We start from the raw sequence: 26,384 nt of genomic DNA on the forward strand, positions 1-26,384 counted from the left end.
GGGAACTATAGGAAGGAAGAATCTCAATGAAAAGGTCGCTGATTAGTCTGGTATCCAACACGCTCATTGTCAGCTTGCTTTTATCCTCATGTATGAACTTAAGAGAAAAAGATTTTTCTGCATTTTTTCCTGATGAGGAGGCCATGCGATCTAGTGAACCGGTTAACAACATTCAGGAGGCAATAACGAGAAGCGAGGCGGAGTCGGATCATCCGCAGTTGGAAATCTTTAGCTGGTGGACAGGGGCCGGGGAAGAAGCAGGGTTAAAAGCTTTGATCAAGGTATTCAAAGAAAAGTATCCCGGCATTTATGTCTTTAATGCTGCCGTTGAAGGTGGTGCAGGGGGAAATGCCAAGGAAGTACTTGAACGGCGAATGAAGGAGGGGGAACCGCCTGATACCTTTCAGGGAAGGAATATGCTCTGGGCAGCTGAAGGGCGGGTAGAGCCGTTAAATGATCTGTACGAAGAAGAAGGCTGGTATACAGTATTTCCTCCAGAGATCATCGATATGCTTAGTCTTGGGGATGACATTTATTATGTTCCACTTAACATTCACCGTCAAAATGTGCTCTGGTACAATAAATCCATCTTCGCTGATAACAACCTTCAGGTTCCATCGACATTCGATGAGTTTTTTAAGGTGGCTGATCAATTACAAAGAAAAGGCATCACACCGCTGGCTTTTGGAAACAAGGAACCGTGGATGGTTAGCGCTCTTTACACGAATGTCATGCTCGGAACACTGGGGGCCGAGGATTATAAAAAGCTAAGTAAAGGAGAAATCAATACTGATGATCCTCATGTAAAAGAAGGGATGGAGCGGTTCGCAAAGATGTTGACCTATGTGAATGCTGATCATGCTGAACGAAACTGGCAGGAAGCGGCTAAGCTCGTTGCTGAGGGAAAAGCGGCAATGAACATTATGGGTGATTGGGTGAATGGTTTTTTCACACATGATCTGAAGCTGAAGGACGGTGTGCAGTTTGGCTGGAACGCTTCACCAGGTACAGAAGGGATATTTAGATTCCAATTGGATGCTTTTGGATTGTCACGCGGTGCTGAGGATCGAGAGTCAGTTCGTGATTGGTTAAGGGTACTCGGATCTGCCGAAGGTCAGAATGCCTTTAATCCGCTTAAAGGTTCGATTCCAGCTAGGCAGGACGTTTCGATTTCGAATTATGACAGCTATAGCCGACAGGCCATGGAGGCATTCCGAAACAGTGCAAAGAACAAGGAGCTAGTATCTGATAGTAGGCTGCCCGCTTCTTTAGAAGCTGAAGCTTTTAAGAAAGCAAAGGAACTACAGTCTAATCCATAAACAATCCTTATATTTCCCGAGAAACGTTTCACACATACTTAATCCGAATATTTCTCCCGCAAACACTTACCGTCCTTATAAGGATGGTAAGTGTTTGTGTTTGGAAAATAAATTATGGATTGTGATGTTGCAATGAACATTTTATGGCGATTCTAATGGATGTAGGTAGGACATAATAGGTGTGGAGTCTGCTCAGGAGGGAAGACATTGCGTAATAACAAACATCGGCGTGTATTCAGCGGTCTTCTTATTTTATCTGCGGCTGTAGCCGTGTTGATCCTTAGGCTGGCATGGGTTCAGCTAATTATGAAGGAACAGACGGTTCCTGGAACAAAATATACACTTGCGAAGATGGCGGAAATTCAAAGTGAACGGGAGACTGTACTGGACAGCGGTCGGGGACGTCTGTATGACCGCAAGAATGAGCCTCTTGCGGGGGAAACCATTTGGACGGCAGCTTTTTTTCCACAAGAGGAGATGGCTAAGAAATCTGTGACGAAGGTTGTTTACGAAGAAGCTAAACCCATGCACCGACTGGCGGAGATTCTGGGTGTCAGCTATGAACAACTGCTGAATAAGCGGTCGTCACTTAAAGAACCTTTGCTATGGCCATCTTCAGTGGGAAAAGGACCACTCGCGTTGTCTCAGGCACAGGCAGAAGAAGTGAGTGCACTGGGGATCGACGGAGTAGGCGTGCTCCCTTTCGCACGCAGATATGATGGGATCTCTTCAGGTCGGCAATGGCTAGGCTATTTATCGGAAGCTACTATGCATGCTGGAGCTAAAGCTTCTCCTACGGGTCTTAGAGTTCCTATGACGGGAACGGACGGTTTAGAGAAGACATTAGAGCCTTTGCTTCAAGGGGTAGGACACACGGAAGCATATGTTCAAGTGGATGCGCGTGGGAATCGCCTTCCAGGCAGTCCCATTCAAGTTAAAGCTCCGGGCAATCCTTATTTCCCTCTGTCTTTATATACAACGATTGATAAGAAGCTTCAGGAGGGAATTGAGGAGCTTGCGCTCAAATCCGGAATGAAGGAAGGAGCCATAGTGGTGTTAGATACCGGGACGGGAGATATTGAAGCCATGGTATCTTTACCCTTCTATAATCCAGAGAAGATATCTCCGCAAGGCGGGGAGTGGAACAATCGGGCACTCCAGGCTGCCGTGCCTGGATCGATCTTCAAAATCGTTACAGCCGCCGCGGCCTTAGAAGCGGGTGTAACCTCCGCTGATGAGCTTTTTTATTGTTCCGGGCAATTTGAGAAATATGGATTGTCTTGTCTGACAGGAAAAGGACACGGACCCCTTACGCTGGCGCAAGGATTCGCCGTGTCCTGTAATACTGTATTTGCTGCTCTGGCAGAGCGCTTAAGCGGTATCCAGCTTCAATCAACTGCACTGGCGCTAGGACTCGGTAGAGATATCAGCTGGCAAGCCGAGAAGACGCTTGGGTTTCCACTTCTAAAACCACTTTCCGGAGAGCAAAAGGGAACCATCTTTACTACCTTACTGCCGGATGACAAGGGAGCCAGGGTACAGACTGCAATTGGACAGCGAGATGTACAAGTCACACCCTTACAAGCAGCTAATCTTATTGTAACGCTACTGCATGGAGGTGAAGTAAGGGCACCAAGGATTCTGCAGCGAATCACATTTGCGAACGGGCAGAAGCTGGAGGAGCTGCCGGGACATCTGTCCCCTTCCTCAGCAGGGAGGATTTCTGAGTCTACAGCCCACCAGTTACTGTCCATGATGCGCAAAGTTGTAACGGAAGGAACGGGAACCCGTCTACAAAGCACACACTGGCCTGTTGCAGGTAAATCTGGGACGGCGCAGACGCTGGTTAAGGGCGTAGCACGCAACAATCAATGGTTTATCGGCTACGGTCCGGTGGATCACCCAAAATATGCTGTATCAGTTGCAGTAGAGAATGTCGCTCCGGATAGTCCGCATCTCGCCATTAAGCTGTTCGGTCAGATATTTGATTTATTATCGTCTTCTACAGAAGCTTGAGGCTCCGGAGGAGTAGCAGTGGTCTTGCCCTTAGATGAAGGGCCATTTGCAGCAAAGGGCGAAACGATAAACTCTTCTTGAGGCAAATAGATCCAGCTCTGAAGATATCCTTGTTGAATTAGTTCTTTGATCAGAATAAGCAGAATCGGCGACAGGATCAGACCGGCCATACCGAAAGCGGATGTGGACAGAATGACGAAGGACAGCATCAGAAAAGCAGACGATACGCCAATCGAATTCCCGGTAATCTTCGGTTCAAGCAGCTGTCTTACAATCAATACAATCGCCAGGAGTACGATTAAACCGATTGCTAATGAGGTATTGCCAACAATGAACAGATAGATGATCCAAGGGACTAAAATCGTCGTTACACCAAGGAGCGGCAAGACATCAAATACAGCACAGATAAGCGCCATAGTGATTTCGTTACCGGTCCTTAGTATGAATAAGCCAACCAGTACGATAACAAAGGTAATGCTGATCAGAATAAGCTGGGCTTTTAAATAAGAGCCGATGGCTTTAAAGACGTTGCCCTGCAAAAAAGCGTAAGCAGTTTTAAATGTTTTTGGCATTTTGTCATGGGCAATCTTGCGCCAATCTTTAATCTCCATACTAAGGAAAAATGCTAAAATAATGGCGATCCCAAAATTGGCCATGAAGGAGGAGAAGGATCCGAGCACACCGACCATATATTTTAGAAAAGTAACAAGCCATCCAGTAAGAACATTCGTGGCATCTTTAAAGTAGCCATTTACTTTATCGGTAATATCCGGCGGCAAGCTTTCGATTTTTTGCTGAAGGTAGGTTGTGGATTCCACGAAATGTTGTTGCACCACATATGTATACTTAGGAAGATTATCTTGAAAGTGAAGCGCTTGGATGGTGACCAATAGCCCAGCGCCAAATAACGTACCCAGAAGAACGATTAAGAACAGAAGCACTGAGATCGCTGAAGCGAATGGTTTGGCAAGCCCCCGTCGGTTCAAGAAACGGGCAAGCGGTTCAATAAGCAAAAATACAAAAAAAGATAGGAATACAGGTGCAGCTAACTGATACAATTTACTGAAGGCGAACATAACCAGATAGACCGTGAGGACAATTAATCCAATGTCGAAGAACGTGCGCCAATATTTTTTGTATAACGGCAGCATAGATATAAACAACTCCCTTTTTTAATAAGTTGATAGGTCAGCTTGAATACATTGTACATGATTTTACCTAAAAACCGTCTATTTCTTTGATACATGTGTTAAAATAGGGGGTAACGTATTTTTTATCTAACTTCACTTGGCCGTATCACAGGTTCTGCTTGCAGACGTAAGGCGAGCCAAAGTCAACTCTGGAAAAGCGAGGAATTCATATGCAGACTTTGCTGCTCTGGTTATTTTATATCTCATCTTTTTATGCTTTTATCCCGGGTATGATTAGCCGCATTTTTGGTTACCGTGTCTTTCGTAAAGGAACTGGGCGAAATGAGTTCGCGTTGACCTTTGATGATGGACCTGACCCTCGATTTACACCTTTACTTCTGGATTTATTGAAGAAGTATGATGCAAAAGCAACCTTTTTTGTAGTAGGATCTAACGCTGAACGTTATCCGGATCTTATTAGGCGGATACATGAAGAGGGACATCTTATTGGAATTCATAATTATGTTCACAAGACGAACTGGCTCATGCGGCCCGCAACCGTTCGTCGGCAGATTCAGCGCACGAATGATATTATCTACAACATAATAGGCGAGCGTAGTACTTATTACCGTCCACCTTGGGGGATTGTCAATTTGTTCGATATTTCCAAGCGTCGCCAAGTTGAAATTGTTCTATGGTCGGTAATGTTTGGAGATTGGCGTGAGAAGCTTGGTGCGCAGCGCCTCACTGAGAAGATGCTGGCCCGATTGAATCCCGGTGAAGTGATGCTGCTGCATGATAGTGGCACAACGTTAGGTGCCGATCCGGACGCACCCGAGAATATGCTTGTAGCCCTTGAACTGACGCTGCAGGAGGCCCAAAGAAGAGGACTGCGCAGTATTCGAGTGGATGACATGATCAAGATGGCGGAGAAATCACCGATTCGGCGTTTATCCTTTGGTAAACGAGTACTGGTCGGACTCTGGTTGGCTTGGGAGCAGGTATTCCAAGTATTATTCCAGCTCAAGACGATTAACCCGGCCGATCCATTCATGCATTATCGAATGCGTAAATATCAGGGAGAGCCTGTTGAACTTGGTGATGGAACCTTGCTGAGTAAAGGTGATAAAGTCATTGAGCTGCATATTGATAACAGGCAATTATTCGAGTTAGGTATTCATTCTCGTTCTTCTGCTCAACTTGCGATTCGCATGATCCGCAGAATGGAGAAGGGGTTGCCAATGCTGGCAGAAGTTATTGCCGAAGATGTAAACCTCGCGCAAGCCAAAGCACTTTATGGGGTTAGTATGATTAACCGTGGGCCAGAGAAATTCGGCTTTAGTGTACATGATTTGCCCGATGGCATATTCGCACGCTCCACCAAGTTTTACTTAAAGATCCTGTTAAGTGTGATTCATCCAGATGGTGGTGCTAGGCTCAAGGAGCGTAGTGAGGTCCTTGTACCGAAGCTAATTCTGATGCCTGTCTCAGAATTACTCAAGAAGATGAATAAGCAACTGCCTCATGATGAAAGGTCAGTAAGAAAACGTAAACCGCACCAAGAAGAAGCGTTGTCACTTAATGATTCACTCACAGAAGTGGAATTGCCAGGAGCAACAGTAACGAATTGATTCATGATATTATTTAGTCTTATATAATGAACCGTAATATAGATGCCTCACAAACCAGAAATGGATTGTGGGGCGTTTTTTCTTGTGCCCAATAAAAAAGAGCAGTCCGACCATAGATTATCTAAGGTGGACTGCTCTTGTATGCTAGGAACAAATAGAACTCGGGTTTGCTAATTAAATCTTCAGTACTGCACCGTTACTGGCGTTGGTAACCATTTTGGAATAGCGAGCCAGGTAACCAGTCTTAACTTTAGGCTCAAACTCTTTCCAGCCCGTACGGCGAACCGCCAATACTTCTTCGTCAACCAGGAGTTCAATCTTGCGATTGTTGAGGTCGAGTTCAATGATGTCTCCATCTTCAACAAAAGCGATCGGGCCGCCTTCAGCTGCCTCCGGAGAAATGTGCCCGATGCTAATTCCGCGGGAAGCCCCCGAGAAACGTCCGTCTGTAATCAGACCAACCTTAGCACCAAGACCCATCCCCACGATTTGCGATGTAGGAGCTAGCATTTCCGGCATTCCCGGTCCACCCTTTGGACCCTCATAACGGATAACGACTACATGGCCTTCTTTAACCTTACCGTTAGCGATGCCTTCGAGTGCGGATTCTTGGGAATCAAAGCAGATCGCAGGACCTTTGTGATATCCACCAACAGAAGCATCTACTGCACCTACTTTAATGATGGAACCTTCAGGAGCCAGGTTGCCGTATAGGACGGCGAGACCGCCTCTTTCGGAGTAAGGGTTATCGATCTTATGAATAACGGAAGTATCTTGGATCTCATGTCCGATTACGTTCTCGGCTAATGTTTTGCCGGTAACCGTCATACAGTCTCCGTACAGAGCACCTGGTTTCTTCAGCAATTCATTCAAGACGGCACTAACGCCGCCTGCGCGGTCCACATCTTCGATGAAAATATCGGATGCTGGAGCCAGCTTCGCCAAATAAGGAACACGGTTAGCCACTTCGTTAATGCGTTCAAGCGGATAATCGATACCAGCTTCTTGAGCCAGTGCAAGGGTGTGTAGCACCGTATTGGTGGAGCCACCCATTGCCATATCCAGTGCAAAAGCGTTATCGAGTGATTCTTTAGTTACGATATCTCTTGGTTTAAGGTCTAACTTAATCAGTTCCATCAGTTGAGTAGCAGATCTGCGTACAAATTCTCTGCGTTCATCAGCTACAGCTAGGATGGTACCATTACCTGGCAATGCCAGTCCAAGTGCCTCTGCCAAACAGTTCATGGAGTTGGCAGTGAACATTCCTGAACAAGATCCACAGGTAGGACAACCGAATTGTTCTAATTCAAGCAACTCAGCGTCATTGATTTTTCCGACTTGGTGAGCACCTACGCCCTCGAATACGGAGGTAAGGGAGAGCTTTTTACCTTTACTGTCTACGCCGGCTTTCATTGGACCACCACTTACGAACATGGTTGGAATGTTGACACGCAATGCGCCCATCATCATTCCCGGTGTGATTTTATCGCAGTTAGGGATGCAGACCATGCCATCGAACCAATGCGCGGAAACGACAGTTTCCAAGGCGTCAGCGATGATCTCACGGCTTGGTAGTGAATAACGCATACCGATATGTCCCATTGCGATACCGTCATCAACGCCGATCGTATTGAATTCGAAAGGAACGCCGCCAGCTTCACGAATCGCTTCCTTAACGATCTTACCGAACTCTTGAAGATGCACATGACCTGGAACAATATCAATATAGGAATTGCAGACCGCAATAAACGGCTTTCCGAAATCTTCTTCTTTTACTCCGGCTGCACGCAGGAGACTACGGTGTGGAGCACGGTCAAAGCCTTTTTTAATCATGTCTGAACGCATTTTCTTAGCTGCCATATTGACATTTCCCCCCTAAATAAATTGCAATGAAATATAGTGTCGCATTAACGCAATGAACTCCAAAGACCTGCGTATATACGGTTTATAGAATGAACGGGGACGAGCTTCCTAGAGAAGAAGGGCGAAGCCGATTCTATAAAAAATGCCGCTGTTTTGGTATAAACGGTTCCCGCCTTTAATGAACGGAGAAGTCATTGTTATTAGTGAGTCTATCACAAAGAGCACGTTTTTTCTACCGGACAATGTGAAGTTTCTCATGAGGAGACCGACCTTAAATAGTATAAAAAAACCTATCCGCAAGGGGATAGGCCACTTATAATGAGCGCCTTAAGGCAACACGCTGCAGGGTGATCATCCAACCGACGGGGGGCTCAACAATAGGATGCATCAGCCTTTTTACACTTGGTTGGGCTAAGAGAATGGTCAGTAAGATTGCAGAAAGCACCAATAACATGGCACCTAAAGAATGGTTGATATAAGCGTACAGGCCAGAAACAGCGGCAAAACGAACGATAAATCCGTGAAGTAGAAAAACATATAACGTACGGGAGCCCCAGTCAGTCAGTCGGCTAAGCGAGTAAGGAATCCACCCCATAAACGCTAGTGCAGCAGTGATTTGTAGCCCGTAAACGCCCAGACGATAAATTCCTGCGTACCATTCATGAAGCCCAAGCTGCATGTAGGTCATACTTCCATAAAGCCAGCCTATCGGCAAGTCTAATCCCCAAGATGCAAACAGAAGGAATAGAAGGATGGAGACTGCGGCAGCGGTAATTTTAATCCATTTTTGAAAAAAGCGAGAAAAGGACTGGAACGAAAAATGATAACCTAATACGAAGAATGGCAGGTATACAAAAGTGCGGCTAATGCTGAACCATACGCCATCAAGCTGTAGGTACCCAACGGCAATTCCAGCGGCGACAGCAAAAATGAATTGAGTGGCAGGCGCCCATTTACGCATCCCGATCATCAGTATACGCCAGAAGGCATGACTTGCCAGGAACCATAAGAGCAAATAGGGGGCGAAAAAGGAATGATGGATACCCTGCACCTGATATATGGTGGCGTCCAGCACAGAGTAGAGGCTTTGAAAAATAATGTACTGCAATCCGATTTGCATGATAATCCGACGGCCTTGTGTACCCGTAAGGTGTTTATTGGCAAAAAAGCCCGTAACAAGTACGAAGAGCGGCATATGAAAGCTGAAGATCCACATATATAAGCTATGCAAGCTGCTCATTGAGCCTATCAATGGTTCTATGGCGTTTCCAACAATTACAGTAAGAATGAGAACAAAACGTAAATTTAGAAAAAAGGTCTTTCCAGGCGTGTCTAGCGAGTTTTCCCCTACCATGACTTCCCCCCAAAGATGCTTGATGCTTTAATTTTAAAATACAAGATTTTCTTCAATTGAATTGTGAATTAACTCACTATTGAAAGCGTTATCATAAGTGCCAAATGTGGCGATGTGTTGAAGGTTGTTAGAACAGTGGGTTTCTACTATAATTTTCTTATATGCAGTAACATCCGGGAGTGGAGCATGTTGAAGAAAAGAATAACTAAGCGTCGTATTGGTTTAATTGTACTAATCATTCTTGTTGTAGCCGGATTGCTGCTTTGGAAATATTTAACTCCGTATGCACCGGCTGAAGAAGCCGAAACTGCACTGATTTCAAGCGGTGGAGTTACAGTTGAACAGAATGAAAACTGGATTTCGTTCGAACCCTCAATTACTAAGGGGGCCTCGATCATATTTTACCCTGGAGCTCTGGTGAAACCAGAAGCTTACTCCCCACTTGCGAAGGGCATTGCTGCTGCGGGGCATCCGTTCTACATCGCTAAAATGCCGCTTAATTTAGCAGTAACAAAGGGCGATGCTGCTGAAGAGATTATTCGTGTGCATCCAAAGCAATCTTTTGTTCTAGGTGGGCATTCGCTTGGGGGTGTCATGGCGTCACGTTATGCGATTGAGCATGCGGACCAGCTGGAAGGTGTGTTTTTCCTGGCTTCTTATCCAGATGAAAAAGGTAGTCTGCGTGAGACTACTTTGTCAGTATTGTCGGTAGTGGGTACAGAGGATCAGGTTATTGACAGAGACAGCTACAACAAAGGACGTTCCTATTTGCCAGATAATACGGTTTATAGTTCAATCGTCGGTGGAAATCACGCTCAGTTTGGAAGCTATGGACCACAAAAAGGAGACGGGAAAGCAACCATTTCCGAAGAAGAACAGCAAAATGACACTGTGCGCGCCATGCTGGATTGGCTTGGGAATATCAGGTAGTCTTCGGTCTTTCCAACAAAGGGAGGATACTTATGCCAGAATTACAGATTAACGATGAATGCATACCCTGTTCAGGAATATTGTTCGACAAAGATGGCACGTTATTGGATCTATTAGCCACTTGGGGGAATTGGGCCGAGCTTGTACTATGTGGAATGGAAAATCAGCTTGCGATTATGGGAACTGATTTTATCGTGGATCGGAGTAAAGTGCTAGGTACCCAGCATGATGCTGCAGGAAAATTGATTGGTTATGATCCAGCAGGGCCGCTCACCATGGCTACAGAAGAAGAAAGTTATGGTGTGCTTGCATGGCAGCTGTATACTGCTGGTGTTCCTTGGAATGAAGCGTTGACCCGTGTAAAGAGTATAGCTAAGGACGCTATGTATGAATTACGCAAACGCCGCACGGCACAACCTCTAGAAGGGCTTCTTCCTTTTCTGGAACAGTGCGCGGCTGCATCACTCAAGCTAGGGGTGGTTACCTCAGATGGCGCAAAGACCACTCAGGAGCATCTGGATTGGCTTGGTATTGCTCATTATTTTCATTCGGTAGTTACAAGAGACAGAGTATTAAACGGAAAACCCGCACCTGAAATGGCTGAATTAGCCTGCCGGGAGCTGGGGCTGTCTCCTGAAGTGACGATTATTATTGGTGACAGCAATGCAGATATGCAATTGGGTAAAGGTGCAGGCTTACGCCTCGCCGTTGGAATCTCCAGCATGGGTGATGGAAATCACTTGATTGACGCAGATGTGATTATTTCTAGCTATAATGAGCTAAGGATCACCTATTGATCAGCATATTAATGGAAAGGATGTGCTACAACATATGGATCAATTGCAGACACTTGCTTCTTGGATTAAAGACTGTGACAACATCGTTTTTTTCGGAGGGGCAGGTACGTCAACAGAGAGTGGGATCCCGGATTTCCGCTCGGCAGCAGGATTATACCAGACTCAGCACAATTCACCTTATCCGCCTGAAGTGATGCTGAGCCGAACTTTTTTTATGTCCTCACCGGACATTTTTTTTGATTTTTACCGCAGTAAAATGATTCATCCCGATGCTCGTCCGAATGGCGCACATCTGCTGCTTGCAGAGTTAGAACGGCAGGGCAAGCTTAAAGCAGTTATTACGCAAAATATTGATGGCCTACATCAGCTGGCGGGTAGCCAAAAGGTATTTGAGCTGCATGGTTCCATTCATCGTAACTATTGCATGGACTGCTCACGTTATTACGGGCTGGAGCAGCTCCTAAGTACCACTGAGATCGTCCCTCGCTGCCCCGAATGTGGTGGTATTATTAAGCCGGATGTTGTGCTATATGAAGAAGAATTGGACCATTCGGTGCTGGTGAGTTCTGTCGAAGCGATAGCAGCTGCAGATATGCTTATGATTGGTGGAACCTCTCTTACGGTCCAGCCTGCAGCTAGTCTAGTTACTTATTTCCGGGGCAAACGTACGGTGCTGCTGAATGGCGACCCGACACCTTTTGATGATCAAGCTGATCTTCTGATTACAGATCGGATTGGGAAAGTACTCGGCAGTGTAAAGGATCTGCTTGGTTAGAAGGGATAATCTCATCGCTTGCCGGTTGCCAGATTATTATTGCGCTTAGTAGTTTAAAGATAGGTAGTACAGAAACAGCGCGTAATGAGAGGCAGGGATAAGCAATGGTATATGTAGCAAATGAAGCACGATATGAAGACATGCGTTATAACCGTTGCGGGAACTCAGGTCTTAAGCTTCCGGCAATCTCATTAGGACTATGGCAGAATTTTGGTGGAATTGATACTTACGAGAATGGCAGAGAAATGATCACTCGTGCTTTTGATCTTGGAATTACTCATTTTGATCTAGCCAACAACTATGGACCACCAGCGGGTTCAGCAGAAGAGCTCTTTGGTAAAGTGCTTGCAAGTGATATGGCTCCATATCGAGATGAAGTGGTGATTTCTACAAAAGCAGGGTACAACATGTGGCCCGGTCCTTATGGCGAATGGGGTTCGCGTAAATATATGCTGGCTAGTCTGGATCAGAGTCTGAAGCGGCTGGGTATAGATTATGTTGATATCTATTATTCGCATCGGCCGGACCCGGAAACACCTCTTGAAGAAACCATGCAGGCGCTCGACCATGCTGTGCGTTCCGGCAAAGCTCTGTATATAGGATTATCTAACTATACCGCGGAGCAGACGCTCGAAGCGGTTAGAATCTTGAACAGCCTAGGAACGCCGCTCTTAATTCATCAGCCGAGTTATTCTATGCTCGATCGCTGGATTGAGGGGAGTTTACAGGGTGTGCTGGAACAGAGCGGAGTTGGCAGTATCGCTTTTACACCTCTGGCTCAAGGATTGTTAACCAATAAGTATTTAAATGGAATCCCAGAAGGATCAAGAGCGGCCAAACCCTCTGCTGCGTTAAATGAAAGCCGAATTACACCGGATGTGAAGCGCAAGATCCACGCGTTAAATCAGCTTGCTGTTTCAAGAGGCCAGAGTTTGGCGCAGCTTGCACTAGCTTGGACACTACGTGATGGGAAGATTACTTCTGCATTGATAGGGGCTAGCAGAATTAGTCAGATTGAAGAGAATATAGCTGCACTTCAGCATTTGGAGTTCTCGCAGGCAGAATTGGATCGCATTGAGACTATTCTTCAAACGGAGAATGGAACTGGATGAAGACGTAGGTGAAGGGATGAGCTGCATCGATGGAGTTGCTTCAAGATGAGAACAAGGTGAAAGAGTGGGCCGAAGCCAACTCGGAATCTATAGGCTTAAATAGGTCGAAGATTGAGGCTAAGTATATTTGGAATCCTGGAGGGTTTGTAAACCAATCTTATCGCATAACGGATGGTCAAACCTTTCGTCATTTAAAACTCTCGCAAGAGCAAAAAGCAGTGGGACTTAAACAGTGGGTTAAGATCAGTGAACATTTGACTTATAATTACAAGGCACCACGGTTGATTAGGGAGATTACACAAGAAATAACATCTGGTTATTCTTATGGTTTAGTGTTTGATTTTATCGAAGGTAAACCATTAAGCTCCATTTCCGATCCACTGCCAGTGGTTGAAAAGGTTCTGAGGTCCCTTCATCAATTACATGCAGATAAAGGAATTAGGATGGCAGTTGTAAGTGAGGATGAGGACTACAATTATGCCGCCGCATTTACTGACGAATACATCAACCGATTTGAAGAAGATCTGCAAATTATTAGAGCGGAAAAGCATTTGCTGGACTTCGTAACGGCGGACACTTTAGATTGGTTCGATACAGAAGTGGAAGCTTTGAGAATTATGGTTAGTCAGCACCCTTCTTTTCAGAGAAAGGCGTCCGACATCGTACACAATGATGTGAATTGGCAGAATATCTTAGTCAATGATAATAATGAATTTTGGATTATTGATTGGGATGACCTTACGGTTTTTGGAGACGCTGCAATGGATTATTCCGTACTACTTTGGCCGCTCTATAAATCAAAAGATTGGACTTACTGTAGGGATCTAGTTATTGATTTAGCAGGCCTTGCAATATTGGAACGGATTGAGTTTTATTTTAGAGCGAAGCTCCTTGATGATGTGATTGATGTTCTTGCTGACTATGTTGAAGCGGAGCAAGTGCCAGAACTGAAGGAAATGGCTCAGAAAAGGGCAAAAGAGATACATCTTCGTGCTTACCCTGAATATCTGAGTCTATATGCAACATAACCGAAGCTAACTGAATGATCAGCTTAATAAAGGGATTCACATATTGGACTTGCCTAATATGTGAATCCCTTTTTCAAAGGCTTCCCTTACTGATTTGTCTTTTTTACATGTCTAGTCGTTGTGAGACGGTAAGCGGTGGGTGACTGAGCACAAAACCGTTTGAATTGGCGTGAGAAGTATAAAGCATCGGTGAGCCCCACGGATGCTGCTACCTGTTCCACGGACAGCTCGGGCCGTTCACGCAGCAGCTGTCTGGACTTTTCAATGCGCAGCTTCAGCAAGTAGGTCACCGGAGATAATCCGGTCTCTTGCTTAAATACACGGGATAGATAGGCCCGGTTATAGCCAAGAGTATCACACATTTGTTCAATGGATACTGGATGAGCATATTGGGAGGCCATGTAGTGGATCATTTGCTTCACAGTACGCTTAACCTGCGATTCAGCTCCAGGAAGACGGGAGAAGGAAGAGAGTAAATCTGCGGCTTCACCTACAATGAGATAAAGATACCCTAGAGAAGTTAGGTGTGCACTTTCTTTGTTTGCTTTGAAGGCTTGCATGATACTGGAAAGGGCACCTGGGATGACGCTATCACCCGTTGTAGTCACCACAGGTTTTTGAGGTGTAAAGCCTGTCTGCAGCACGAGGCTATCAGCCTCACTCCCAGTAAAAGCTGCCCAGCGATAGCACCAGGGCTGATCTTTATCCGAAACATAACTGACCAGCTGTCCTGGATGAATAAGGAAGCAGTCACCTTTTCCCAGTGCATATTGATGATGTTCAGTACGGAAAACACCTGAGCCAGACTCTATAAAGTGAAGTAAATAATAATCGTAAATCTTAGGGCCAGCTTGATGCATAGGAATCGTCTGACTCTGTCCGGCAAACAGTACATGGAGATTTTGTTTATCGTAATACACGGGATTAGATCCTACGGAATAAGTATGCTCCATTTGAGACAGCCTTTCTTGTGTTATTGTCATTTTATGGCTTATAGTTTAGGGTGTATCAATTATTTGTGTAATTATTATATTATGTGAAGTCACATTTATCCATACATTACACACATGATTGCATTATCAGAGGATGACTGATTCTATTATAATGAATACATAAAGAACGCTTTACTTATTCCCACTGGCTGAAGCAGCGAAAGGATGGAGTGGCATTAATGAGCACACAGGAACTTAAAAAGAAATTCATCGAAAAGTACGGGGTAAGCGAGCAAGAAGCTCAAGTATTTTATGCACCAGGCCGTGTTAATCTCATTGGAGAGCACTTGGATTATAACGGTGGATACGTGCTGCCGGCAGCTTTGGAATTCGGAACAACATTGATTGTCCGTCCACGCAGTGACAGCAAAGTGAATTTTGCATCTACTAATTTTCCTTATGAAGCATCAATTGATTATAGTGAAATTGGCAAGGCCAAAACTGGAGAATGGATCGACTATCCGGTTGGAGTAATGGTTGAATTGGAGAAGAAAAACACTCCAGTATCTAAAGGTTACGATCTGCTGTTCCATGGTGATATTCCGAATGGCGCAGGCTTGTCCTCATCGGCTTCTCTTGAAGTCGTGACTGCTTATGCTTTCCTAACTCTCGAAGGCGGCGACACGGATACCGTTGAGATTGCACTCTTGTCTCAGCGTGCTGAGAACCAGTACGTAGGTGTAAACTCCGGAATTATGGATCAGTTCGCAGTTGCTAATGGCAAACGAGATCATGCAATCCTGTTAATGTGTGATACGCTTGAATATAATCTGGTACCTTTCATCACAGGTGCTTACAAACTGGTTATCGGCAACACGAACAAACGCAGAGGACTTGTAGATTCCAAGTACAATGAGCGTCGTCAGCAGTGTGATGAGGCCTTGTCTATTTTGCAAAAAGAAGTGCCTTCACTAGCTTATCTAGCACAGCTAAATCGTGAGCAGTTCGAAGCACATCAAGATAAAATCACAGATGAAATTGTTAGACGCCGCGCTCGCCATGTAGTGGAAGAGAATCAACGTGTACTAGATTCCGTTGAGGTATTAAAGAACAATGATCTAAAACAGTTTGGGCAGTTCATGAATGACTCACATGCTTCCTTGCGCGATTTGTATGAAGTTAGCTGTGAAGAGCTAGATATTATGGTTGAAGAAGCACAGCGTATTCCGGGTACACTCGGCTCTCGTATGACTGGCGCAGGTTTTGGTGGCTGTACTGTATCCTTGGTGCATGAAGATGATGTAGAGCGTTTTATTCGTGAAGTAGGCGAGGCATATACCACAAGATCTGGTTTGGTTGGTGAGTTCTACGTTTGCGGCATCGGTAATGGTGTCCAAGAATTGAAGGGAGTGTAATCAAATGGCAATTTTAGTAACAGGTGGAGCGGGGTATATTGGATCTCATACTGTAGCAGAGCTGTTGGATCGCGGCGAAGAAGTGGTTGTCATCGACAATCTGCTAACAGGGCATCGTGAGGCGCTACTGGGTGGCAAGCTGTACGAGGGCGATCTGCGTGATAAGGAGCTGCTTGGCAAGCTGTTCGCCGAGAATGAGATTGATGCGGTTATCCATTTTGCAGCAAGCTCTTTGGTTGGTGAAAGCATGAAGGACCCAGTGAAATATTATGACAACAACGTATACGGCACACAATGCCTTTTGGAAGCTATGCAAAAAGCTGGCGTGAACAAAATCGTATTCTCGTCTACAGCTGCAACCTACGGTGAACCGGAAAAGGTGCCGATTGAAGAAACAGACCGTACCGAGCCAGCAAACGTATATGGCGAAACTAAGCTGACTATGGAACGCATGATGGCTTGGTTTGATAAAGTACTGGGTATCAAATATGTAGCGCTTCGTTACTTTAATGCTGCAGGTGCACATGCTAGTGGCAAAATCGGTGAAGACCATCGTCCGGAAAGTCATTTGGTTCCGCTGGTATTGCAAACCGCTTTGAAGCAACGGGAGAGCATCGCCGTATTCGGAGACGACTATCCTACAGAAGACGGTACTTGTGTGCGCGACTACATTCATGTTAGCGATCTGGCTGACGCCCATGTTCGCGCAGTAACTTATCTGCGTAGCGGAAGCAGCAGTAATATTTTTAACTTGGGAAATGGACTTGGCTTCTCGGTAAAACAGGTTATTGAAACTGCGAAGAAAGTTACAGGACTAGAAATCCCTGTAGTTATTCAAGAACGCCGTGCTGGAGATCCGGCAGTATTGGTAGCTTCCTCCGATAAAGCGCGCTCTATCCTTGGATGGAACCCTCAGCATGCTGACTTAGAGAATATCATTCAAAGCGCCTGGAACTGGCATTCTGCCAATCCGCAGGGGTACGGAGAATAAGGGGCTTTAGCATAGCTTAACTAGAGCATGAGACCCTACTTAAGGAGAATTGAAAATGCACAACGAGAATAAGGTTACGCCTGCTGGCCAAAAAGCCTTACACGCGATTGAGCAGCTAGTTCTGTTCGCACTACGTGAGCAGCTCATTGCTCCATCAGATGAAGACTATAGCCGTAATGTGCTGCTAGATCAGTTCGGATTTAGTGTGCCGTTCGTTGGCGAGGTCGATCAAAGTCCACTTACAGGTCCACAGATTCCACTGGATGCACTGATTGATTATGGTTTTGAAATCGGATTGATTCCAGAGAATAGCGACACTTACCGTGACTTGCTGGATGCCAAGATTATGGGACTCCTAATGGCCCGTCCATCAGACGTAAATGCGGAGTTCAACGGTTTAGCTGCTGAAAAAGGTATCTCCGCGGCTACAGATCGCTTTTATAAATTAAGCATAGATTCCAACTATATCCGGATGGACCGGATTTCCAAGAATGTCTACTGGCTGCAAGATTCGCCTTACGGTGACATCGAGATGACCATCAATTTGTCCAAGCCTGAGAAGAGTCCGAAGGAAATTGCTATGGCCCGCTTGCTCCCGCCGCCGGTCTATCCAAAATGTCTGCTGTGCCGCGAGAATGTTGGGTATGCTGGTCGGGTTAATCATCCGCCGCGCCAGAACCTGCGTGTCATTCCACTTCAGCTGAATAATGAGAAATGGCTCTTTCAGTATTCGCCATATGTTTACTACAACGAGCACTGTATTGTATTCCATCATGATCATGTGCCAATGAAGCTTACCAAGGATACCTTGAAGCGGCTACTTAGCTTCGTGGAATCTTTCCCGCACTATTTTATTGGCTCGAATGCAGACCTGCCGATTGTTGGCGGATCGATTCTGACGCATGACCACTTTCAAGGTGGACGTCACACCTTCCCTATTCAGAAAGCGCCTAAGGAAGATACATTCACGCATGCATCTTATCCGGGTGTCAGCATTAATATCGTAAAATGGCCTATGTCCGTATTACGTTTGAATGGTGAAGATCCTGCGGTATTGCTGGAGTGTGGCAATGCACTTTATGAAGCTTGGAAGGCGTATAGTGATCTTGATGCAGAAGTGTTGGCGTTCAGCGAAGTTGATGGTGAAGTGCAGCCTCATAATACCGTTACTCCAATCGTTCGTCGGGCAGAAGATGGCAGCTTCGAGATGGATCTCGTGCTGCGTAACAACCGGACTAACGAGCAATATCCTGAGGGGATTTTCCATCCCCATCGGGAGATGCACCATATCAAGAAAGAAAATATCGGCTTGATTGAGGTCATGGGACTCGCAATTCTGCCAGGTCGTCTGAAGGAAGAGCTTGATTCTATTGCGAGCATCCTTGCAGGAGATCAAGCACTATTAGAAGCGGTGAAGAATGACCCTAGTCATCCACTTGCGCAGCACGCTGCTTGGGTTCAGGAGCTTGTAGAGCGTTTCGGAACGGCATTACAGCATGAAGAAGCCGTCAAGATTGTGCAGAACGAAGTCGGCATCAAGTTTACACATATTCTTGAACACGCGGGTGTCTATAAACGGACTCCGGAAGGGCAAGCTGCTTTCCGTCGTTTCGTGAAGAGCTTCGGCGCGATCTAAAGTTTGGAAAGGGGATGTCCTTAAGCCTGTAGGCTTAAGGACATCTTTTTTTAGGTTATATATTTGGGGTCCCTGAAAAGTATCTGAGTTTGCATCGAAGCAAAGCACCACTTTGTGGAAATATTTATGTGGCTTGAAGCTAATCCATTTGAATGCGGCAATTCAGAGGTTTATAATACGAGTGAGCAAAACATTCTGAAATAACTAATGGAGGTTTACACATATGCGTAATTTTGATTTTTATAATCCTACCAAGTTGATTTTTGGACAGGGTACGCTGGAAGCGTTGAAGACTGAGGTTCCTAAGTACGGCAAGAATGTATTGTTGATGTACGGTGGCGGTAGTATCAAGCGTAGCGGTCTGTTCGATAAGGTCATGGCTGAGCTTAGCGCAATAGATGCTGTGGTTACTGAACTCTCAGGCGTAGAGCCGAATCCACGCCTTTCCACCGTACATAAAGGTGTAGAGCTGTGTCACGAGCATAATATCGACCTCATCCTCGCTGTAGGCGGCGGTAGCGTGTTGGACTGCGCTAAAGCAGTTGCTGTTGGGGCGAAATATGAAGGTGACATGTGGGACTTTGTTGAACGTAAGGCAGCTGCTCAAGATGCTCTCCCACTCGGTACAGTGCTGACGATGGCAGCTACAGGATCAGAAATGAATAGCGGCTCTGTAATCACCAACGAAGTGACCAAGGAAAAAATGGGTTGGGGCAGTATTCATGCATTCCCTGCATTTTCGATTCTTGACCCAGAGAATACCTTCACTCTGCCACGTGATCAGACGGTCTACGGCATGGTAGATATCATGTCTCATGTTCTGGAGCACTATTTCCATACTGATGGCAACACACCGGTACAAGACGGCTTCTGTGAGACTTTGCTACGTACGGTGATCGAAACCGCACCGAAGCTTATTGAAGATTTGAATAATTACGAACTGCGTGAGACGATCATGTATTGCGGCACAATGGCGCTTAACGGTATGGTTAGCATGGGTTTTGCAGGAGATTGGGCGACTCACAACATCGAGCATGCAGTATCAGCTGTATACGATATTCCACACGGTGGAGGCCTGGCCATTCTGTTCCCACAATGGATGAAATATAATATCGATACTGATCCTGCCCGTTTCCGCAAGCTTGCTGTAAACGTGTTTGGAGTTGATCCTGCGGGCAAGAACGATAAGGAAATAGGGCTGGAAGGAATTGAAGCGCTGCGTAGCTTCTGGGATTCCATTGGCGCACCGAAGACACTCGCTGATTATGATATTGATGACAGCGAGATCGGCAGTATGGCTGATAAGGCGGTTCGTTTCGGAGCGTTTGGTAATTTCCGCAAGCTTGACCGTGAGGATGTAGTTGAAATTTATAAAATGGCTTTGTAAGTAAATTCTTCTACGAAAGAGACCCTTCGTCTTTAGTCTAGAAGATGTATAGAACGTCAAAGAAGTGATTCTTCCATTATGGATGAATCGCTTCTTTGCGTTTATGCTCTACTGTGGATTTCTCCTCGACATCGTCCCCGATCTCCGCTGCTGCTGACCGCATTTTTCGTACGTTTATCCTCAGAATGGAACTTTTATGGGTAAATATCCAAAGTTTATGAAACCAATGACCTACTTTATTCGTTTAAAGTAATATGACAGTCCTGAATGAAGACAGGAGGAAGTAAATATGCAAACGCTGTATTTAGGCTGCTTGGCGCTAGGCGTCATATTTGCCATAGTCAGCGTCCTGGTGGGTGATGTGATCGGAGATGCTTTGCATGGAGTCTTTGATTTCGTATCCGTAGATTTTCTGAATCCCACCGTACTGGCAGGAGGAATAACCGTGTTCGGCGGAGCGGGCATTCTTCTAACCCGGTACAGCGCTCTGGAAGCTGGGGCGATCATTGCTTTATCTTTGTTAGCCGCCGCTTTTTTGGGAGTACTGATGTATCTAGGGGTGGTTAAGCCCATGGAAAAAAGCGAAATGTCCAATGGTTTCTCTATGAGTGATCTGCCTGGCAAGATCGGGGAAATCACAATTCCTGTTCCCGCCACGGGTTATGGTGAGATTATGGTAAAGTTTGGCGCCGGCAATAGCCTGCATACGGCAGCAAGCTTTGATCATGAGCTGCTTCCGGCAGGGATTAAAGTTGTTGTAGTGGAGGTTAGAGAAGGCGTTGCATTGGTGTCAGAATTCGAAAAGAGAAGAGGAGTGGATCTTTAATGTTCGGTATTCCTGAGTATTTGTTAGTCCCTGCTGTTGTCGTTGCTGTTTTGTTTGTGCTAGGTATCGCATTCTGGGCACGTTACAAAACTGTTGGACCAGATGAAGGGATGATCGTAACGGGGTCATTCTTGGGGAAAAATCATATTTCAGACGATGGTTCTGGTCGTAAAATAAAGATAGTACGTGGGGGCGGGGCATTTATCCTCCCTATCTTTCAGAAAGCTGAATTTATGTCGCTTCTTTCTCATAAACTCGATGTGACGACCCCGGAAGTATACACCGAACAAGGGGTTCCGGTTATTGCTGACGGTGTAGCGATTATTAAAGTGGGTAGCTCGACTGAAGATGTGGCGACAGCCGCTGAGCAATTTATGGGCAAACCGATTGAAGCGCTGAAGAGCGAAGCACAAGAAGTTCTTGAGGGTCATCTGCGGGCCATTCTCGGTTCGATGACCGTTGAGGAAGTATATCGTAACCGTGACCGTTTTGCGCAAGAGGTTCAAGGCGTGGCGGCACGTGATCTTAAGAAAATGGGTCTGCAAATTGTTTCCTTTACTATCAAGGATGTACGAGACAAACATGGATATCTTGACGCATTAGGTAAACCGCGGATAGCTGCAGTGAAGCGGGATGCAGAGATCGCTGAAGCAGAAGCAGTGCGGGATGCGAGAATTCAAAAGGCAAACGCTGAAGAGCAAGGGCAAAAAGCAGAACTGCTGCGGGATACGAATATTGCCGAAGCCTCCAAGGAAAACCAGCTTAAGGTGGCTGCGTTTAAACGGGATCAGGATACAGCGAAAGCGGAAGCCGACCAGGCTTATCATATTCAAGAGGCACGTGCAAAGCAGACCGTTGTTGAAGAACAGATGAAGGTTGAGCTGGTACGTAAGGAACGTGAAATCGATTTGCAAGCCAAAGAAATTCAAGTTCGCGAGAAGCAGTACGACGCAGAAGTGAAGAAAAAAGCGGAAGCGGATCGTTACGCAGTAGAGCAAGCGGCGGAAGCTGATAAGGCGAAGAGAATGCGTGAGGCAGATGCCTTGCAATATAGTATTGAAACGCAAGCTAAAGCGACAGCTGAGCAGAAGCGTCTTGAAGGTCAAGCGATGGCAGATGCAGAGCTGGCTAAAGGTACAGCGGATGCTGAGGTTATCCGGTTGCGCGGTCTAGCGGAAGCAGAAGCCAAAGAAAAGCTGGCGGAAGCCTTCCAGAAATTCGGCGAAGCAGCCGTGCTCGATATTATCGTCAAAATGCTGCCTGATTTGGCTGGCCAAATCGCGAAGCCGCTGGCATCTATTGATAAGCTTACGGTTGTAGATACCGGTAATGGTGAAGGTGCGGCACGTGTCAGCAACTATGTAACCCAGTTGATGTCTACGGCTCCTGAGATGCTGAAGAGCGTCTCTGGAATTGACGTAGAGGCCCTGATCAAAGGGCTGACGACTAGATCCTCGGGGTCAACTGGAAGCAAGGCTGTTCCAGTCACACCCGTGACCTCCATACAACCTCCAGCCGCATCGGGGGGAGCGAGCAAAGCTTCAACTTCTGTGGCTGAGCAACCTGAAGACTAGTTAAAGCAATAACTACTATAGAATGATTTAACTTAAGGTAAGCTCGGTGATTGCTACCGGGCTTATTCTATGTTTTGGGTCTTAGCTATAGAATAGGAGAGGTGCGCGAGCGTGCAACTAATTTTAGATCATATCTATAAAAGCTTCGATGGTAAACAGGTGATTAAAGATGCAGACTTCACCTTTGAAAGAGGGAAGATCTACGGGCTGCTTGGACGGAATGGAGCAGGTAAAACCACACTTTTCAATTGTTTGAGTGGTGAGATCCAAATGGATAGCGGAGCTGCCTTTATTGGTGAGAAGGATAGTGCCCGTCCGCTTCGTGACGAGGACATCGGATATGTATTTTCCCTACCCATTTTGCCTGAGTTTCTGACAGGTTATGAGTTCGTAAAGTTTTATATGGACATCAACCGTGAGAAGATCGATCCGAATAAAAGCATTGAAGATTATTTTTCAATTATTAAGTTTGAGGAAGAAGATCGGCACCGGCTGATTAAGGGTTATTCCCACGGGATGAAGAATAAAATTCAAATGCTCTGCTTTATCATTACTCGCCCGCCTTTGATTTTATTAGATGAGCCTTTAACTTCTTTTGACGTGGTTGTGGCTCTTGAGATCAAGAAATTGCTGCGTGAGATGAAGCAGGATCACATCATTATTTTTTCTACGCATATTTTGCAATTAGCCGCCGATTTATGTGACGAGTTGGTTATTCTAAATCATGGAACCCTTCAAGAAATTCCGCGTGAAACTCTGCAAAGTCCAGAATTTGAGGAGCAAATCATAGCTTTACTTCAGGATGGCAACAATGATTAGTACACTTCGCAGCATTCAGAGGATTAGAGGTTCGTCCGGAGCCAATCGGCTGATTTACTATTTCAAAAAGCTGCCTATTCTTGGCAAACTTTTAAAAGGGGATATTTACTCTAACATTGCACTAAAACAAGTCTTCGCTGGGATAGTACTTGCATTGAAGGTAGTGTGGGGGTTTTTAGGCAAGTTCGCCTATTTGGGAATTGTGATCTATTTGCCAATCGTCCTTACACACAAAGAATTGCCGCACGCCGAACAGTATGCATTGTTCTTACATATTTTTATAGTTCTGAGCTTTATAGTGGCTGCGGTTTCGAATGTATTTATATTAGAGCCCAAACGGGATAAATATATATGTGTGAAGCTGATGAGAATTCCGGCTAAACAGTATATGCATGCTACGCTTTTGCTTAAAGGGCTAACGTTCTTTATATATTTTATTCCGGCATTAACCGTGTTTGCGGGGATTTTTGGGGCACCGCTATGGCATGGCGTATGGCTAACACTACTGTTAACGGCCTGCAGAATAGTCACCGAGGCGCTGAATCTTTGGTTTTTTGACAAAAAAGAAATTGTGTTAGTTAAAAAGATGAGCTGGGTATGGTCCGTGATTGGACTAGGTGGCTTACTTGCCTATGTGCCCCTTTATCTAGGGTACGCTTTTGTAAATGATGCGACAGGATTTAGTGTCCCCGTGAGTCTTGTGATCGTTGTACTTGGAGGAATTGCGGCTGTGTATATTGGGAAATATCCTAACTATCGCAGTGCTGTAGATGTCGTTACCAAGATAGATGATCCATTGCTGGATATGAACCGGATGATGAAAGAAGCAAGGGTGGCAGATGTTCAGACTAAGGAGAAGGACTTTTCGTCGGAAGAACTTATGGGGAAAGCTTTTCAAGGAAAGACAGGTTACGCCTACCTGAATGCTATTTTTTTCTCCAGGCATAAACGCTTGTTGATTCAACCCATCCAGAGGCGTTTAACGATCATTGGTGTGCTCTTTATAGTGGCTGTCCTAATGATGCTTATTTCGCCGGAGACTTCGTCCGAATTTACAGCATATCTGCTCGGTGGACTTCCCTTTTTTGTATTTATAATGAACTATACCTCTATAGGTGAGCGCGTATGCAAAGCGATGTTTTACAATTGTGATTTAAGCTTGTTGCGCTATGGATTCTATCGTGAGCAAGCTGCGATTCTGGACAATTTTAAGATTCGTCTTATTAAATTGAGTGGCCTTAATCTTATTCCTGCTGTCGCCATATGTTTAGCATGTACTCTGCTGTTTCTGCTTTCTGGTGCAGATTGGGGTTTGATGGATGCAGTGATCTTTTGGGTAACGATTCTTTGTCTTTCCTTGTTCTTCTCAGTGCACCATTTGTTCATGTATTATATCTTTCAACCGTACAGCACGGAGCTAAATATGAAAAATCCGTTCTTTTTTATCGTCAACAGCATTGTATTGGGACTAAGCGTCGCTTGTATCGGATTTTCAAAAGCATCATCACTTTTTACACTAGTTGTTCTTGCGGGAACGATTGCTTATATGGTTATTGCCGTGACGTTGGTATACAAGTTCTCCAGCCGAACCTTCCGGGTAAAATAGAATGCGAGTGTTCTTCTAATATCGGAATGTTGATGATATGATGGTAACGAGAGTTTTTTAATCGTACCGTTTCATGTTGCGTTTGCTGCTTGGAAGTCAGGTGTTTAGAGATAAAAGAGGTGGCAAAAATGAGTAGCATAACTGTAGCAAAGGTGTTAAATAACAACGTTATCATTGCGGACCATCCCCAATATTCCGAGGTTGTAGTAATTGGCAAAGGGATAGGGTTTAATCGAAAATTGCATGATCGGATTAACCTATCCTCTGTGGAGAAGATGTTTATTCTCCGCAGCCAGGAAGAACAGGAACAATATAAACAGCTTCTTCCCCAAGTGGATGAAAAGTTGATTGAGATTGTACATGAAATTTTGTTATATATTATGCATAGCAGTAGTCAACCACTTAATGAGCATGTTCATATTGCACTCACTGATCATATCTCATTTGCTATACGGCGTTATGAACAAGATATCCCAATTCACAATCCGTTTCTGTATGAGACTAAGGAAATTTATCCTGAAGAGTATAAGATGGCAGAGTATGCGATTGAGCGGATTAATGAAGGCATGGGCGTGGAACTGCCTGTAGATGAGGTGGGTTTTGTTGCACTTCATATCGTTAGCGCGCTGAGTAATAGACAAATTTCCGAGGTCAGACAGCATTCTCTTTTGATTGGTGATTTGATCGGAATTGTAGAGAATAATCTCGAATATCGAATTCCACGTGATTCACTTGATTATTCGCGGTTGGTGACTCATCTACGATTTGTTCTAGAAAGACTGCGCCGTGGAGAATCAGTGCGGGAGACTTCTACGCTGGATGGTCTTATGAAACGAGAGTATCCCGAAATGTATACCTTGGCTTGGCAATTAACTAAGGTGATTGAGAACCGAGTGCGAATTCCTGTGTATCCAGCAGAGGTCAGTTATTTGACAGTTCATTTGCAACGTCTTGCCCAGAAGAAAGAGGATGAAGTGGATATGGAGACGAAGCGAGAAATATAAGGATAATGTATAAAGTGAAACTTATACTTTCTTTTATTTTAAAAAAAGCTTGTCACTACAAAAAAACGGTGCTACAATATCGGTGTCCTAATTAAAACAGAATACCAAGCGTGTAACTGATTCGATCAGGCATGAGTGATTTACAGTATTTTGGTTGCTAGTCCCCATCTTGGGGTAATCTAACCTTACCGTTAGATAACAACCTTTATACTGTGTTGCTCATGCCTTTTTTGGCATCT

General features: G+C 45.2%; 21 protein-coding genes. 17 read left to right on the plus strand and 4 right to left on the minus strand.

Translation table 11 applies throughout. The annotated features are described in order from the left end of the window. The first annotated feature begins 26 nt into the window (after positions 1-26). Both NSS87_RS08235 and NSS87_RS08240 read left to right on the plus strand, forming a co-directional pair. Positions 27-1,319 (plus strand): ABC transporter substrate-binding protein, encoded by a 1,293-nt coding sequence (locus NSS87_RS08235; protein WP_339246173.1) that lies wholly within the window; start codon positions 27-29, stop codon positions 1,317-1,319. A 207-nt stretch (positions 1,320-1,526) separates the two neighbouring features. After that, on the plus strand, positions 1,527-3,335 hold the full coding sequence (locus tag NSS87_RS08240) for a penicillin-binding protein 2 (protein ID WP_339246175.1): 1,809 nt from the start codon (positions 1,527-1,529) through the stop codon (positions 3,333-3,335). Here the strand turns inward: NSS87_RS08240 and NSS87_RS08245 are convergent. Beyond that, positions 3,296-4,486 carry an AI-2E family transporter gene (locus tag NSS87_RS08245; protein WP_339246178.1) on the minus strand — a complete coding sequence of 397 codons (1,191 nt, stop codon included), beginning with the start codon at positions 4,484-4,486 and terminating at the stop codon, positions 3,296-3,298. The two genes, NSS87_RS08240 and NSS87_RS08245, sit on opposite strands and share 40 nt — an antisense overlap. 209 nt (positions 4,487-4,695) lie before the next feature. Here NSS87_RS08245 and NSS87_RS08250 point away from each other — a divergent pair, with 209 nt between their 5' ends. Further along, positions 4,696-6,096, plus strand: a complete 1,401-nt coding sequence (locus NSS87_RS08250) for a polysaccharide deacetylase family protein (RefSeq protein ID WP_042186124.1) — start codon at positions 4,696-4,698, stop codon at positions 6,094-6,096. A 174-nt stretch (positions 6,097-6,270) separates the two neighbouring features. Here the strand turns inward: NSS87_RS08250 and ilvD are convergent, their stop codons facing one another. Together ilvD and NSS87_RS08260 are read right to left on the minus strand one after the other, a co-directional pair. Then, positions 6,271-7,956 (minus strand): dihydroxy-acid dehydratase, encoded by a 1,686-nt coding sequence (gene ilvD, locus NSS87_RS08255; RefSeq protein ID WP_042125516.1) that lies wholly within the window; start codon positions 7,954-7,956, stop codon positions 6,271-6,273. A 316-nt stretch (positions 7,957-8,272) separates the two neighbouring features. Continuing rightward, complete coding sequence (locus NSS87_RS08260) at positions 8,273-9,313, minus strand: fucose 4-O-acetylase (RefSeq protein ID WP_339246184.1); 1,041 nt, start codon at positions 9,311-9,313, stop codon at positions 8,273-8,275. A gap of 186 nt (positions 9,314-9,499) precedes the next feature. On the opposite strand from NSS87_RS08260, the gene NSS87_RS08265 reads away from it, so the two are divergent. From NSS87_RS08265 to NSS87_RS08285, 5 genes are all read left to right on the plus strand, one after another. After that, complete coding sequence (locus NSS87_RS08265; RefSeq protein ID WP_076284247.1) at positions 9,500-10,243, plus strand: alpha/beta hydrolase; 744 nt, start codon at positions 9,500-9,502, stop codon at positions 10,241-10,243. Between the two features lie 32 nt (positions 10,244-10,275). Beyond that, a complete protein-coding gene (locus tag NSS87_RS08270) occupies positions 10,276-11,040 on the plus strand; it encodes an HAD-IA family hydrolase (RefSeq protein ID WP_339246186.1) in 765 nt (254 codons plus the stop codon). Between the two features lie 34 nt (positions 11,041-11,074). Then, positions 11,075-11,815 carry an NAD-dependent protein deacylase gene (locus NSS87_RS08275; RefSeq protein WP_339246188.1) on the plus strand — a complete coding sequence of 247 codons (741 nt, stop codon included), beginning with the start codon at positions 11,075-11,077 and terminating at the stop codon, positions 11,813-11,815. Positions 11,816-11,919: 104 nt separating this feature from the next. Continuing rightward, positions 11,920-12,927, plus strand: a complete 1,008-nt coding sequence (mgrA, locus tag NSS87_RS08280) for an L-glyceraldehyde 3-phosphate reductase (protein WP_042186134.1) — start codon at positions 11,920-11,922, stop codon at positions 12,925-12,927. 29 nt (positions 12,928-12,956) lie between these two features. After that, positions 12,957-13,955, plus strand: coding sequence for an aminoglycoside phosphotransferase family protein (locus tag NSS87_RS08285; RefSeq protein WP_042186136.1), 999 nt, complete (start codon positions 12,957-12,959; stop codon positions 13,953-13,955). 86 nt (positions 13,956-14,041) lie between these two features. Here NSS87_RS08285 and NSS87_RS08290 read toward each other — a convergent pair whose 3' ends face one another. Then, positions 14,042-14,908 carry an AraC family transcriptional regulator gene (locus NSS87_RS08290; RefSeq protein ID WP_042186139.1) on the minus strand — a complete coding sequence of 289 codons (867 nt, stop codon included), beginning with the start codon at positions 14,906-14,908 and terminating at the stop codon, positions 14,042-14,044. Positions 14,909-15,126: 218 nt separating this feature from the next. Between NSS87_RS08290 and NSS87_RS08295 the strand changes: the two genes are divergently transcribed. The 9 genes from NSS87_RS08295 to NSS87_RS08335 all read left to right on the plus strand — a co-directional run bounded on the left by NSS87_RS08295 (position 15,127) and on the right by NSS87_RS08335 (position 26,145). Continuing rightward, positions 15,127-16,302: a galactokinase gene (locus tag NSS87_RS08295; RefSeq protein WP_339246193.1), complete on the plus strand. Its 1,176-nt coding sequence runs from the start codon at positions 15,127-15,129 to the stop codon at positions 16,300-16,302. A gap of 4 nt (positions 16,303-16,306) precedes the next feature. After that, positions 16,307-17,293 (plus strand): UDP-glucose 4-epimerase GalE, encoded by a 987-nt coding sequence (gene galE, locus NSS87_RS08300; RefSeq protein ID WP_042186143.1) that lies wholly within the window; start codon positions 16,307-16,309, stop codon positions 17,291-17,293. 55 nt (positions 17,294-17,348) lie between these two features. Continuing rightward, positions 17,349-18,929: a UDP-glucose--hexose-1-phosphate uridylyltransferase gene (locus NSS87_RS08305; RefSeq protein ID WP_339246196.1), complete on the plus strand. Its 1,581-nt coding sequence runs from the start codon at positions 17,349-17,351 to the stop codon at positions 18,927-18,929. Between the two features lie 223 nt (positions 18,930-19,152). After that, a complete protein-coding gene (locus tag NSS87_RS08310; RefSeq protein WP_339246199.1) occupies positions 19,153-20,316 on the plus strand; it encodes an iron-containing alcohol dehydrogenase in 1,164 nt (387 codons plus the stop codon). A gap of 289 nt (positions 20,317-20,605) precedes the next feature. Continuing rightward, positions 20,606-21,142 (plus strand): hypothetical protein, encoded by a 537-nt coding sequence (locus NSS87_RS08315; RefSeq protein WP_042186148.1) that lies wholly within the window; start codon positions 20,606-20,608, stop codon positions 21,140-21,142. After that, positions 21,142-22,716 (plus strand): flotillin family protein, encoded by a 1,575-nt coding sequence (locus NSS87_RS08320; protein ID WP_052404202.1) that lies wholly within the window; start codon positions 21,142-21,144, stop codon positions 22,714-22,716. Before NSS87_RS08315 ends, NSS87_RS08320 begins: the two co-directional genes overlap by 1 nt. 111 nt (positions 22,717-22,827) lie before the next feature. Continuing rightward, a complete protein-coding gene (locus tag NSS87_RS08325; RefSeq protein ID WP_339246203.1) occupies positions 22,828-23,535 on the plus strand; it encodes an ABC transporter ATP-binding protein in 708 nt (235 codons plus the stop codon). Continuing rightward, positions 23,528-25,141 (plus strand): hypothetical protein, encoded by a 1,614-nt coding sequence (locus NSS87_RS08330; protein ID WP_339246206.1) that lies wholly within the window; start codon positions 23,528-23,530, stop codon positions 25,139-25,141. The genes NSS87_RS08325 and NSS87_RS08330 overlap by 8 nt, the downstream gene beginning before the upstream one ends. A gap of 128 nt (positions 25,142-25,269) precedes the next feature. Next, positions 25,270-26,145, plus strand: coding sequence for a PRD domain-containing protein (locus NSS87_RS08335; RefSeq protein ID WP_339246209.1), 876 nt, complete (start codon positions 25,270-25,272; stop codon positions 26,143-26,145). Positions 26,146-26,384 lie beyond the last annotated feature (239 nt).

Origin of the sequence: Paenibacillus sp. FSL F4-0243 (genome assembly GCF_037963295.1) — a bacterium.
Taxonomy (GTDB): domain Bacteria; phylum Bacillota; class Bacilli; order Paenibacillales; family Paenibacillaceae; genus Paenibacillus_AQ.